The following is a 13,078-nucleotide window of genomic DNA, read 5'->3' as shown; positions in this document are numbered from 1 at the left end:
TTATCCTTTATAAAATGGTAGTTTTACCACTGTAGCTGGAATTGCTTTTTTACGAATTTGAATATGTATTTTTCCATCTATATTAGAAAACTCTTTAGGAACATAACCTAAACCAATCCCTATGCCTAAAGAAGGTGACATAGTTCCAGAGGTTACTACTCCAATTTTATTTCCATCGGAATCTACGATATCATAACCATGTCGTGGAATACCACGTTCGTCTAAGGTAAAAGCAACTAATTTATTTTTAACACCTTCAGTTTTTTCTGAAAGTAAAGCTTCTGAGTTAGTAAAAGTTTTTGTGAATTTTGTAACCCAACCTAATCCTGCTTCAATAGGGGACGTCGCATCATCAATATCATTGCCGTATAAACAGTAGCCCATTTCTAAACGTAAAGTATCACGAGCTGCTAACCCGATTGGCTTTGCACCAGCTTCAATAACTTTATCCCAAATCTGCTTTACTTCCTCGTTTTTACAATAAATTTCAAATCCGCCACTTCCTGTATAACCTGTTGCAGAAATTATTACATGCTCTATGCCCGCAAAATCGCCAATTTCAAAATTATAAAATTTAATTCCGGCTAAATCATGACTAGTAAGTGGTTGCATAGCTTCAACAGCTTTTGGTCCTTGAATGGCTAAAAGAGAATATGAATCACTTAAATTGCGCATTTCTGCACCCACATCGTTTTTAGACGAGATCCAATTCCAATCCTTTTCAATATTACTCGCGTTAACAACTAATAAATAGGTTTCCTCTTTAATTTTGTAAATAAGTAAATCGTCTACCACACCGCCATTATCATTAGGTAAATAACTGTATTGTGCTTTTCCAATAGTTAATTTTGTAGCATCGTTACTACTTACTTTTTGTATTAAAGTTAATGCGTTAGGACCTTCTATTAAGAATTCTCCCATATGGCTAACATCAAAAACACCAACAGCTGTTCTAACTGTTTCGTGTTCTATATTTACACCATCATATTGGACAGGCATATTATAACCTGCAAAAGGAACCATTTTAGCACCAAGTGCTTCGTGAGTTGTCGTTAAAGCTGTATTTTTCATTTATTTTGTATTGATATGGCGCAAAAATAGAGAATTTAATCTGTTTAGAAGAGACAGCGCTTTATAAAATATGGTTAAATAGGTGTGAGAAGTATAATGTGAAATATGTTAGAAAATAAGATGTTTTAAATACTTTAACACTTAGCATAATACACATAAAAAAAAGGTCGTAAAAATACATTTACGACCTCTGAAATTAAAAATTAGATGTGATTAACGATTTAAAAGATATGTTTTTAAGTCGCTGTATGTGCTTATTTCTATAGATTTTTTCTTTTTATCCATTACTGCCACAATTTGAGGTGGTAATGCTATGTTTTCAGGAATAACTTCGCCTACAACATCTAAAAACTTAGTGGGGTGAGCTGTTTCTAAACATACACAGTGTGCATCTGGATGTGTTTCTACATAATTTTTTGCTCCTAAATACCCAACAGCACCATGCGGATCTGCAATGTAACTATAATCGTTATAAATTTCTTTCATAGCGACTTTAGTCTCTTTATCTGTAAAACTGTAAGACGATAAATTTTCTTTTAAAGTTTTAAAATCGTTTTTATAAATTTCTTGTATTCTAACAAAGTTACTTGGGTTCCCAACATCCATAGCGTTAGATATGGTTTGTATAGATGGTTTTACATCGTAATGTTCAGATTCTAAATAACGTGTAACCACGTTGTTTTCGTTATTTGATGCTATAAAATGTTTAATAGGTAAACCTAATTGTTGTGCCATCATTCCTGCACAAACATTTCCGAAATTTCCGCTAGGAACAGAAAATACAAGATTATCGTACTTGTTATGAAGCTGTTTATAAGCAAACATAAAATAGAATAATTGCGGTAACCAACGCGCAACATTTATTGAATTTGCTGATGTTAATTTTATATGGTCTGTTAACTCGGCATCTAAGAAAGCTTTTTTTACCATATCTTGGCAATCGTCAAACGTGCCATCTACTTCTAAAGCGGTAATGTTCTTTTTTAAAGTTGTTAATTGCTTTTCTTGTATATCGCTCACTTTGCCGCTTGGATAAAGAATCACAACTTTTACACCTTCTACACCTAAAAATCCGTTAGCAACAGCTCCTCCTGTGTCTCCAGAAGTTGCAACTAAAACAGTTACATCTTGTTTAGCGTTCTGTTTAGAAAAATGGCCTAGACAACGCGCCATAAAACGTGCGCCAACATCTTTAAACGCCATAGTTGGCCCATGGAATAATTCTAAAAACGAAATGTTTTTATTTAGCTCTACAACAGGGAAATCAAAAGATAACGTTTCTTCAACAATTGTTTTTAATTCGGCTTCAGGAATTTCTGGAGACACAAATTGTTTAATGGCCTCGAATGCAATTTCTGAATGCGATAGCTTATCAATATTCTTGAAAAAATCGTCTGGTAGTGGAGTTATAGATTCTGGGAAATATAAACCACGGTCAGGTGCAAGTCCTCTAATAACGGCATCTTTAAATGATGTGTTTGCAGCTTCTTTATTTAAACTAAAAAAATTCATAGCGTTTGTTTTTGTCTTAGTTATGTTAGTTATTTTGTATTTTCATGCCTTCAGCATTAATTTTAGATACATAGGTGTCGAAAGCAATGTCGCTGTTAGCGTATACTTTACGTATAGCTTGTTCTACTTTTTTTGCAGTATCTATACCTTCGCATAATGAAAATATAGATGGTCCAGAACCCGATATACCACTGCCTAATGCACCTGCTGCTTTTGCGGCTGTTTTTACATCTTGGTACAGCGGAATTAGTTTACTTCTGTGTGGCTCTACAATAGCATCGTGTAAGGAACGTTCAATTAATCCGTAATTACTCGTGTATAATCCGTGAATTAAACTTCCTACATTTGCCCATTGCGAAATGGCATCTTTTAAAGCGACTTCTTTAGGTAATATAGCGCGTGCTTCTGAGGTTTTAATCTCTATCTGCGGATGTATAATAGTGGCGTATAAATTATTTGGCGTAGGGATTTCAAGAATCTCTAAAGGCGAGACACTTTTTACAAGCGTAAATCCTCCAAATAGGGCAGGAGCAATATTATCGGCATGTTCACTTTGGCTCGCTAAGGCTTCGCCTTTCATAGCAAAGTAAGAGAGTTGGGTGTTATTATACGGATAACCAAGTAATACATTCATTCCAAAAACACTACCTGCAGCACTTGCAGAACTGCTACCAACACCACTTCCTGGTTTAATTTTTTTATAGATTTCAATTTCAAAACCAAAATCTGGTTTAGCATCTTCGTACATGGCTAGAGCAGATACTCCAGCCACGTTCTTTTCTGCTTCAAAGGGTAAATCGTACCCTTCAATTTTAGTTATAAAAATCCCTTTTTTATCGGTTTTACGTATTACCATGTCATCTCCAACACTATCCAGGCAAAAGCCTAACACATCAAATCCGCAAGAGACATTAGCCACAGTAGCAGGAGAAAATATTTTTACTTCGTTCATGAGTTCTAAAGCGACAACTTTATTTTACATCTAAAAATTGTCTTTTTAAAGTTAAAATTAGTTGTTCCCTATACGGATAATGTCTGCAAATAATCCAGAGGCAGTAACATCTGCACCAGCACCAGCACCTTTAATAATCATAGGTTGTTCTGGGTAACGTTGTGTGTAAAACATAACAATATTATCTTTTCCTTCTAAATTGTAGAATGGGTGTCCTTCAGGAATTTCTTTTAATCCAACTTTTGCTTTTCCTTCGTTAAATTCGGCGACGTATTTTAACTGACTGTTATTGGCTTTAGCTGAAGCGTATAAAGCTTGATAATGTGCTTCATCTGCAACTAGAGTTTCATAGAAATCGGCTACCGTATCGCTTTTTAAACCAGATTCTGATAAGAATGGTGTGTTTTCTATATCTTCCAAATTCATTTCTGTACCACTTTCTCGCGCAAGAATTAATATTTTTCGAGCTACATCTACGCCACTTAAATCAATACGTGGGTCTGGCTCTGTATAGCCTTCGGCCGCAGCTTGTTTAACCACATCGTAAAATTTAGTAGTATCATTAAAGTTATTAAATACAAAGTTTAAACTTCCAGATAACACCGCCTGAATAGACGTTACTTTATCTCCCGAAGCAATTAAATTATTTAAAGTATCAATTACCGGTAAACCTGCACCAACATTTGTTTCAAATAAATAAGGCGCATTGTATTTATACGATAATTGTTTTAATTCTTTATATTTTTCTAATTTACTAGAACATGCAATTTTGTTACATGCTACAACAGCAATACTTTGTTTTAAATATTTGGCATATAAGTCCGCTACATCTTTATTTGCTGTAACATCTACAAATACACTATTACGTAAGTTTAATTTTTTTACAGACTCGTAAAAACCTTCTAATGTAGCAGTTTCACCGTCTTGTTCTAGTTGTTCTTTCCAGTTTTTTAATGATAAACCATCTGTGTCAAACAGCATTTTTCTAGAGTTAGAAAGTCCAGCAACGCGTAAGTTAATTTTTAAATTGTCTTTTAAATATTTACGTTGTTGTTTAATTTGCTCTACCAAACGCTCACCTACATTTCCTACACCTGTAATAAATACATTTAGTTGTTTTATGTTGCCTTCAAAAAATACTTCGTGTAAAATATTTAATGCTTTTTTAACATCGTTTTGCGCAATTATTGCAGAGATATTACGCTCTGATGCACCTTGAGCGATAGCACGTATATTAATATTATTTTTTCCTAAAGCACTAAACATCTTTCCGCTAATACCTTGGTGACTTTTCATACTATCACCAATAAGCGCAATAATAGATAAGTTACTTTCAACTAAGATAGGGTCTATTTTATTTAATGAAATCTCATTTTCAAACTCGGCATCTATAGCCGATTTTGCTGCAACGGCGTCCTTTTCATCTATACCAAAACAAATAGAGTGTTCTGAAGAGGCTTGGGTAATTAATATAACATTTATTTTTTCTTGTGCTAAGGTTTGGAATAAACGTCTAGAAAAACCAGGAATACCAACCATTCCATTACCTTGTAAAGTTAATAATGCAATATTGCTGATATTAGTAATTCCTTTAGCAGCATTATTTACATTGCTACCATCTTTAGAAATAATGGTGCCAACAGCATCAGGTTCTAAAGTATTCTTTATATGTATAGGAATTTGTAAACTTAACACAGGTTGTACTGTAGGCGGATATAATACTTTTGCCCCAAAGTGAGACAATTCCATAGCTTCTTGATACGATAATTTATTAATAGGAAGTGCTTGTTTAACCATTTTAGGATTGGCTGTATACATACCACTAACATCTGTCCAAATTTCTAATTGTTCAACTTTTAAGGCAGCAGCCACAATTGCAGCTGTAAAATCAGACCCGCCACGACCTAAGGTTGTGATTTCGCCAGTTACAGATTTTGAAATGAAACCAGGTAAGATGGTAATATCAAACGTACTATTTTCAAAGTATTCCTGAATATTACTATTTGTAATCGTGTAATTTACTTCTGCTTTAGTAAAATTAGAGTTGGTAGTAATTAATTCCTGACTATTTTTACGTTCTGCGTTAGCGCCTTGACTTTTAAGTGTTTCGCCAATAATATAAGACGAAAGTAATTCTCCAAAACTTACCAATTTATCAGAAGTTTTAGGCGATAATTCATTAATTAGGTAAATCCCATCTAACAGGTTTTTTAAGGCTTCTAATTTGGTGTTTACATAATTAATAACGGCCTCATTATCTGTAGGAATTAATTCCTTAACAATATTAATATGAATGTTTTTTATGTTCGTAAATGCATCAGTATATGCACTGTTTTTAGATTGAGCTAACTGTCCAGCTTCTAGTAGTTTATCTGTGATTCCACCTACTGCAGAAACCACACAAATCACTTTGTCTGTTTGAGCATATTTGGTTAAGATGGATACAACGTTAGTTATGTTTTTTGAGGACCCTACAGATGTTCCTCCGAATTTTAATACTTTCATTTTAAAGTAGATTGTATAAATTTAATAGCTTAATATGTTGAAATTGTAATGTAGCATTACAAATTATGTGGACGGAAGATATATAATTAATTACCCCAAGGGGTAATAATGTTTAAGATAGAAATAATAGCAATAGCACCAACATGTGTTGGTCTTAAAATATAACGCGTAATGTATATTGTATTTTGCATTTTTTGTAACTAAACTTCTCAAATGTATTACTTTTACTGATATAAAAAAATGTATTATAATTTTTTGCAGATTATTTACTGTTATCTAGAATTCTTTTATTTAAAATCAATTAAAATCTATTTAACTGAATAATCTCTAATGGTTTTTTTCTAAAATTATTAAGAATGAAAATATTTTCAAAAGAACAAATCTACGAAGGCGATAGATTAACTATAAAAAAACAAAATATTAGCTCGGCCGATTTAATGGAGCGTGCAGGAATAAGTTTATTTAACTGGTTAGATGCTAGATTGCAAGGGGCACCAGTTCCTATTTTAATTTTCTGTGGTATTGGAAATAATGGCGGCGATGGTTTGGTCTTGGCCAGACATTTAATAACGCATGGTTATAATGTAAAAACATTTATTGTAGATTATAGTGATAGTCGTTCCAAAGATTTTTTAGTGAACTACGAACGTTTAAAAGAAACAACTAAAGATTGGCCAACCTCTCTCCATGAACACGATAGTTTACCAGAAATTACAACTAAAGATATTATTGTTGATGCTATTTTTGGTGTTGGTTTAAATAGACCAATTGCCGGTTGGGTGGTTAATTTATTTGAGCATTTTAAGACTTCAGGGGCATTAACAATTTCTATTGACATGCCTTCAGGATTGTTTACAGATAAAATACCAGAAAATGAAAATGAAGTTGTATCCTCTAATTTTATTCTTAGTTTTCAGACGCCTAAATTGGTGTTTTTCTTGCCAGAAGCAGCAAAGTATATTGAACAGTGGGAAGCTTTAGATATAGGTATCGATCCGGAATATTTGCAACACACAGAAACGGAAGCAGAAATTTTGGGTAAATTTGATGTGTTACCAATGTATAAACAGCGTCATAGATATTCTCACAAAGGCACATTTGGACATGGATTAATTATAGGAGGAAGTTATGGTAAAATAGGAGCGGTACAATTAGCAAGTCGAGCTGTTTTAGCAGCCGGAGCAGGTTTGGTAACTGCTTATGTGCCAAAATGTGGTTATATTCCGTTACAAACGGCTTTCCCAGAAGCTATGGTAATAACCGATACTCATAAAAAAGTAATAACTAATATAAATTACAACATACAACCAACTGTAATTGGAATAGGTGTTGGGATTGGTACAGAAAGAAAAACAATTCAAGCATTTACTACTTTTTTAAAATCAAATACGGTGCCCTTAGTTATTGATGCCGATGCGTTAAATATCTTATCAAAACATAAAAATCTGTTAGCGTACTTAAAACCAGACACTATTTTAACGCCACATCCAAAAGAATTAGAACGCTTAATTGGACCATGGAAAGACGATTTTGATAAGTTAGAAAAAGCCAAAGCATTTGTAAAAAAATACAATGTTTTAGTACTTATTAAAGGAGCACATTCTATAGCAGTATATCGGGATAAATTTTATATAAATTCTACTGGCAATCCAGGTTTAGCTACAGGAGGTACAGGAGATGTCCTTACGGGTGTTATAACAGGACTTCTCGCGCAAGGGTATACAGCTTTAGAAGCCGTTTGTTTTGGAATGTATTTACATGGTAAATCGGCAGATATTGCTGTAGAAACTAAAGGCTACCAAAGTTTAATAGCTTCTGATGTGGTTTCTAATTTAAGTAAAGCTTACCTGGATTTATTTAGGCAACCAGAACCACCTGTTCAAGAAAAATAATTTGTAAACAAAAAAATCCCTTGAAAAGCGCTTTCAAGGGATTTTGTTTTATAATTATAATTGTGAGATTATGACAGCGACCCAATCATGTCTTCTGGTTTAACCCATTCGTCGTATTCTTCAGAGGTTACATACCCTAAGTTTACAGCTTCTTCTTTTAAAGTTGTTCCATTTTTATGCGCTGTATTTGCAATTTCAGCAGCTTTATAATAACCTATTTTAGTATTTAATGCCGTAACTAACATTAACGAATTATTTAATAATTCATTAATTTTTGAGTGGTTAGGCTCGATACCAGAGGCGCAGTGAATGTCAAAACTCACACATGCATCACCTAAAATTTGAGCAGATTGTAAGAAGTTTAAAGCCATAATAGGTTTAAATACATTAAGCTCGTAGTGGCCTTGAGTTCCAGCAACAGATATAGCAACATCGTTACCAATAACTTGTGCACATACCATAGTTAAGGCTTCACATTGTGTTGGATTTACTTTACCCGGCATAATAGAACTTCCAGGTTCGTTTGCTGGGATAATAATTTCACCAATTCCGCTTCGTGGTCCAGAAGCCATCATTCTTATATCGTTAGCAATTTTATTTAAAGATACTGCCAATTGTTTTAAAGCACCGTGAGATTCTACAATAGCATCATGTGCTGCTAATGCTTCAAATTTGTTTTCAGCTGTTATAAATGGAAGACCTGTAAATTCTGCGATAAAACCTGCAACGCTTTCAGAATATCCCTTAGGAGTATTTAAACCTGTTCCTACAGCTGTTCCTCCTAAAGCTAATTCGCTTAAATGTGGAAGCGTGTTTTTTAAAGCTTTTAATCCGTGGTCTAATTGTGACACGTAACCAGAAAATTCTTGCCCTAAAGTTAAAGGAGTTGCATCCATTAAATGTGTACGTCCAATTTTTACAACATCTTTAAATGCTTCAGATTTTTTCTTAAGTGTATCGCGAAGTTGAGTTACAGCAGGAATGGTGTTTTCTACAACTTTTTTGTAAGCAGCAATATGCATTCCAGTAGGGAAGGTGTCGTTAGACGATTGCGATTTATTAACATCGTCGTTAGGCTGAATGGTTTTTTCGCCTTCTCCAATTACTTTACCAGCAAGTTGGTGAGCTCTGTTAGCAATAACTTCGTTAGCATTCATGTTACTCTGAGTACCAGACCCGGTTTGCCAAACCACTAATGGAAATTGGTCGTCGTGTTTACCTTCTAAAATTTCATCACAAACTTGTGCAATTAAATCGCGTTTTTCTTTCGAAAGTACACCTAAATCATGGTTAGAGTAAGCCGCAGCTTTTTTTAAATATGCAAAACCATAAACGATTTCTATTGGCATTGATGCAGGAGCACCAATTTTAAAATTATTACGAGAACGCTCTGTTTGTGCACCCCAAAGTTTGTCTGCTGGGACTTTAACTTCGCCCATGGTGTCTTTTTCTATTCGATAGTCCATTTTAAATTATAGTTTTATGAGTAACAAATTTAACGATTTTGATTTTGTTTTTATCGGTTAATAACGATATTTTTTATAATGAGAATTTAAGATAATCTTAAGAGATATAAGTTGATTATTTAATATAAACCTATTAATTTAGTAGGCATTAAGAACTAGTAAATATTAAAATATTATGTCAACAATAAGATTAGGAGACGAAGCTCCAAATTTCACAGCAAAATCTACAGAAGGAGAAATTAATTTTCATGAATGGTTAGGTCATAGTTGGGGGATATTATTTTCTCATCCAGCAGATTATACACCAGTTTGTACTACAGAGTTAGGAACCGTCGCTAAATATAAAGATCAGTTCGATAAGCGCAATGTAAAAGTGGTTGCTTTAAGTGTAGATGGACTAGAATCTCATAAAGGTTGGGTAAACGATATTAATGAAACTCAAGATACAACGGTTAATTTTCCAATTATAGCAGACGAAGACCGTAAAGTGTCTGAGTTGTATGATATGATTCATCCAAATGCAAATGATAAACTAACTGTCCGCTCTGTATTTGTAATAGACCCAGATAAAAAAGTTAAACTTATTATTACTTATCCAGCGTCTACAGGTCGTAATTTTGAGGAACTTTTAAGAGTAATAGACTCTTTACAATTAACAGCTTATCATAAAGTAGCGACACCTGCAAACTGGAAAAGCGGAGACGATTGTGTGGTTTCTCCAAGTATAGAATCTAAAGATATTCCTGGTATTTTTCCTAAAGGGTATACAGAAATAAAACCATATTTAAGAATGACACCGCAACCGGATTTAAAATAATTAAAAAACTTTATAAAAATTATTTTAGTTCCTATTGTATAAAAAAAGCTTTTAATATATATTTGCGTTAATTATAATATAGACACACACCAATTATGTTCGAATTCGACCAATATTTAGGCTTTTTAGCGTTTTTAACTATTTTAACCATAGGATTTTGGTTAATGATTTTTTTATTAACCTTTGTTGTTCCTTATTGGTTAGGTGGAGCTTTATTAGAACGTTTTCAAGAAATAAAAGCTGAAAAGAAAGCCAAAAGAGAAGCGCTTTAATTTTCATTACAATAAAAAAAAAGGAAGCTAATTATTTTAGCTTCCTTTTTTTATGCGTTATTATAAAATTATTTAAACATATCCATTCCAGGAATATCTGGCATACCGTCTTTAGCAACAGCCCCTAATTCTGCTTCATTTATTTTAGTCGCTTTATCTATGGCTTTGTTTAAGGTCAATATTAAATAATCTTCTAGTTCCTCTTTATCTTCAAGTAACGATTGGTCTACTTCAATAGCTTTAATTTTTCTGTTTGCTGTTAACGTAACTTTTATTTTTCCGTCGTTACTTTGCTCATCTACTAAAACGGTATCTAATCGTTTTTTAGTTTCTTCCACTTTCTGTTGGGTTTCTTTTAACTTACCCATCATACCCATTAGGTCTCCAAACATATTTTTAATATTTTAAATTCAGCACAAAATTATTTAATTTTTATACATTTGACGGTTAATTTTTAAGAATAAATATAAAGCATTTGAAAAAAAATATTCACCCCCCAATAGCAAAGAAAATACCTGAGAAATTAGTAGCTCATAACGATGTGAGAATCGATAATTATTTTTGGTTAAATGATAGAGAAAATGAAGACGTTATTGCGTACCTAAATGCTGAAAACGAGTATACCAAGCATAAAATGGCCCATACAGAACAATTTCAAAACGATTTGTTCCAAGAAATGAAGTCAAGAATTAAAGAAGATGAAGAGTCTGTACCTTATAAACTTAATGGCTACTGGTATATTACACGATATGAAAAAGGTAAAGATTATCCCGTTTATACGAGAAAGAAAGATACATTAGAAGCGCCAGAAGAAATTCTTTTTGATTGTAACGAAATGGCTAAAGGCTTTTCTTATTTTAAACTCGGAGGAATTTCTATTAGTCAAGATAACACCTTAGCTGCATTTTCTGTAGATACCGTAAGTAGAAGACAATATACTATCCAGATTAAAAATTTAATTACAGGTGAAGTTTACGAAGATAAAATTTTAAATACAACCGGTAGTGCGACTTGGGCTAATGATAATGTAACTTTGTTTTACACACGAAAGGATGATGTTACACTGCGTTCAAACAAAATTTTCAAACATAAATTACACGCAAATTTAGAAGATGAGGAAGTGTTTCATGAAACAGATGAAACCTACAATACATTTGTATATAAAACAAAATCTAATAAGTTTATAGTTATTGGCTCTGCTAGCACATTAACTTCAGAATATCGCTTTGTAAATGCAGACACGCCAGATCAAGAATTCAAAATTTTTCAGGAACGTGTTCGTGAGTTAGACTATGCGATTGCACATTATAAAGACAGTTTTTACATAATTACAAACGCAGATGGTGCTACTAATTTTAAACTTTTAAAAACTAACGAAATTCAAACAGAAAAAGAGTTTTGGGTAGAAGTTTTACCACATCGCAAAGATGTATTACTTGAAGATATCGAGATTTTTAAAGATTATTTAGTTGTTAGTGAACGGGAAAATGGCTTAAATAATATTAGAATAATAAGCTGGGATGGCACCGAAGATTATTATTTACCATTTGATAGCGAAACGTATACTGCAAATACAGGAAATAACCCCGATTTTGATAGCGAATTTTTACGCTATAGTTATAATTCGTTAACCACACCAAGTTCTGTTATAGACTATAATTTTAAAACAAAAACTAAAGTTGTAAAAAAAGAACAAGTGGTATTAAGCGATACATTTAATAAAGATAATTATACCTCCAAACGTATTTGGGCAACTGCTCGAGATGGTGTTAAAGTCCCTGTGTCTTTAGTGTATAAAAAAGGTTTAAAACTAAATGGTGAAAATCCATTATTACTTTATGCATATGGATCATATGGATCTACAATCGATCCTTATTTTTCAAGTATTAGATTAAGTTTACTAGATCGCGGTTTTATATATGCAATAGCACATATTAGAGGCGGTGAATATTTAGGACGCGATTGGTACGAAAATGGAAAATTGCTTACTAAACTCAATACGTTTTACGATTTTATAGACTGTACTAAGCATTTAATAACTGAGAACTATACATCAGAAAAACATATGTATGCTTATGGTGGTTCTGCAGGTGGTTTATTAATGGGAGCAATAATTAATATGAATCCAGAGTTATACCGTGGGGTTATAGCTGCTGTGCCATTTGTAGATGTTGTGACCACCATGTTAGATGATACCATACCATTAACCACTGGAGAATATGACGAGTGGGGAAACCCAAATGAAGAAGCATATTACAATTATATGAAATCGTATTCGCCATATGATAATGTTGAAGCAAAAGCCTATCCAAATATGTTAGTCACAACAGGGTTACACGATTCTCAAGTGCAATATTGGGAGCCTGCAAAGTGGGTTGCAAAGTTAAGAGATGTTAAAACTGATGATAACCTCTTGTTGTTTAAAATTGATATGGATGCAGGGCATGGTGGAGCTTCCGGGCGTTTTGAAAGTTTAAAAGAAGTAGCTTTAGAGTATGCTTTTTTATTTGAATTAGAAGGAATAAACTGTTAAATAAAAAAAAATGCCTATTTTTGCTAGGTTTTAGTTGTTTTTTATGAAAGATGACGTG

Annotated in this window: 10 protein-coding genes; 4 read left to right on the top strand and 6 right to left on the bottom strand. The window is 33.1% G+C overall.

Features of this window, described 5'->3' with window-relative positions; all coding sequences use genetic code 11:
- The 4 genes from gcvT to thrA form a co-directional block, all read right to left on the bottom strand.
- Entirely contained in the window at positions 1-1,071 is a 1,071-nt protein-coding gene (gcvT, locus tag FNB79_RS14150) for a glycine cleavage system aminomethyltransferase GcvT (RefSeq protein WP_143381973.1), read from the bottom strand.
- Positions 1,072-1,284: 213 nt separating this feature from the next.
- Complete coding sequence (thrC, locus tag FNB79_RS14145; RefSeq protein WP_143381972.1) at positions 1,285-2,583, bottom strand: threonine synthase; 1,299 nt, start codon at positions 2,581-2,583, stop codon at positions 1,285-1,287.
- Between the two features lie 25 nt (positions 2,584-2,608).
- A complete protein-coding gene (locus tag FNB79_RS14140; RefSeq protein ID WP_143381971.1) occupies positions 2,609-3,535 on the bottom strand; it encodes a homoserine kinase in 927 nt (308 codons plus the stop codon).
- Between the two features lie 57 nt (positions 3,536-3,592).
- Positions 3,593-6,040 (bottom strand): bifunctional aspartate kinase/homoserine dehydrogenase I, encoded by a 2,448-nt coding sequence (gene thrA, locus FNB79_RS14135; protein WP_143381970.1) that lies wholly within the window; start codon positions 6,038-6,040, stop codon positions 3,593-3,595.
- Between the two features lie 356 nt (positions 6,041-6,396).
- On the opposite strand from thrA, the gene FNB79_RS14130 reads away from it, so the two are divergent.
- On the top strand, positions 6,397-7,932 hold the full coding sequence (locus tag FNB79_RS14130; protein WP_143381969.1) for an NAD(P)H-hydrate dehydratase: 1,536 nt from the start codon (positions 6,397-6,399) through the stop codon (positions 7,930-7,932).
- Positions 7,933-8,000: 68 nt separating this feature from the next.
- Here the strand turns inward: FNB79_RS14130 and fumC are convergent, their stop codons facing one another.
- On the bottom strand, positions 8,001-9,398 hold the full coding sequence (gene fumC, locus FNB79_RS14125) for a class II fumarate hydratase (protein ID WP_143381968.1): 1,398 nt from the start codon (positions 9,396-9,398) through the stop codon (positions 8,001-8,003).
- A 175-nt stretch (positions 9,399-9,573) separates the two neighbouring features.
- On the opposite strand from fumC, the gene FNB79_RS14120 reads away from it, so the two are divergent.
- Entirely contained in the window at positions 9,574-10,215 is a 642-nt protein-coding gene (locus tag FNB79_RS14120; protein ID WP_143381967.1) for a peroxiredoxin, read from the top strand.
- A gap of 95 nt (positions 10,216-10,310) precedes the next feature.
- On the top strand, positions 10,311-10,487 hold the full coding sequence (locus FNB79_RS17270; RefSeq protein WP_185967778.1) for a hypothetical protein: 177 nt from the start codon (positions 10,311-10,313) through the stop codon (positions 10,485-10,487).
- A 68-nt stretch (positions 10,488-10,555) separates the two neighbouring features.
- On the opposite strand, the gene FNB79_RS14115 is transcribed toward FNB79_RS17270, so the two are convergent.
- Positions 10,556-10,879, bottom strand: a complete 324-nt coding sequence (locus FNB79_RS14115) for a YbaB/EbfC family nucleoid-associated protein (RefSeq protein WP_143381966.1) — start codon at positions 10,877-10,879, stop codon at positions 10,556-10,558.
- 83 nt (positions 10,880-10,962) lie between these two features.
- Here FNB79_RS14115 and FNB79_RS14110 point away from each other — a divergent pair, with 83 nt between their 5' ends.
- Positions 10,963-13,020, top strand: a complete 2,058-nt coding sequence (locus FNB79_RS14110; RefSeq protein ID WP_143381965.1) for a S9 family peptidase — start codon at positions 10,963-10,965, stop codon at positions 13,018-13,020.
- The last annotated feature ends 58 nt before the right edge of the window (positions 13,021-13,078 follow it).

The sequence above is a fragment of the Formosa sediminum genome, from assembly GCF_007197735.1.
Classification (GTDB): domain Bacteria; phylum Bacteroidota; class Bacteroidia; order Flavobacteriales; family Flavobacteriaceae; genus Formosa; species Formosa sediminum.
This window is presented reverse-complemented; position numbering and strand designations above follow the sequence as displayed.

Coding starts and splice junctions, on each gene's coding strand:
- FNB79_RS17270 (WP_185967778.1), top strand. CDS start 10,311: ATGTTCGAATTCGACCAATATTTAGGCTTTTTAGCGTTTTTAACTATT.
- thrC (WP_143381972.1), bottom strand. CDS start 2,583: ATGAATTTTTTTAGTTTAAATAAAGAAGCTGCAAACACATCATTTAAA.
- FNB79_RS14120 (WP_143381967.1), top strand. CDS start 9,574: ATGTCAACAATAAGATTAGGAGACGAAGCTCCAAATTTCACAGCAAAA.
- thrA (WP_143381970.1), bottom strand. CDS start 6,040: ATGAAAGTATTAAAATTCGGAGGAACATCTGTAGGGTCCTCAAAAAAC.
- FNB79_RS14130 (WP_143381969.1), top strand. CDS start 6,397: ATGAAAATATTTTCAAAAGAACAAATCTACGAAGGCGATAGATTAACT.
- gcvT (WP_143381973.1), bottom strand. CDS start 1,071: ATGAAAAATACAGCTTTAACGACAACTCACGAAGCACTTGGTGCTAAA.
- fumC (WP_143381968.1), bottom strand. CDS start 9,398: ATGGACTATCGAATAGAAAAAGACACCATGGGCGAAGTTAAAGTCCCA.
- FNB79_RS14115 (WP_143381966.1), bottom strand. CDS start 10,879: ATGTTTGGAGACCTAATGGGTATGATGGGTAAGTTAAAAGAAACCCAA.
- FNB79_RS14140 (WP_143381971.1), bottom strand. CDS start 3,535: ATGAACGAAGTAAAAATATTTTCTCCTGCTACTGTGGCTAATGTCTCT.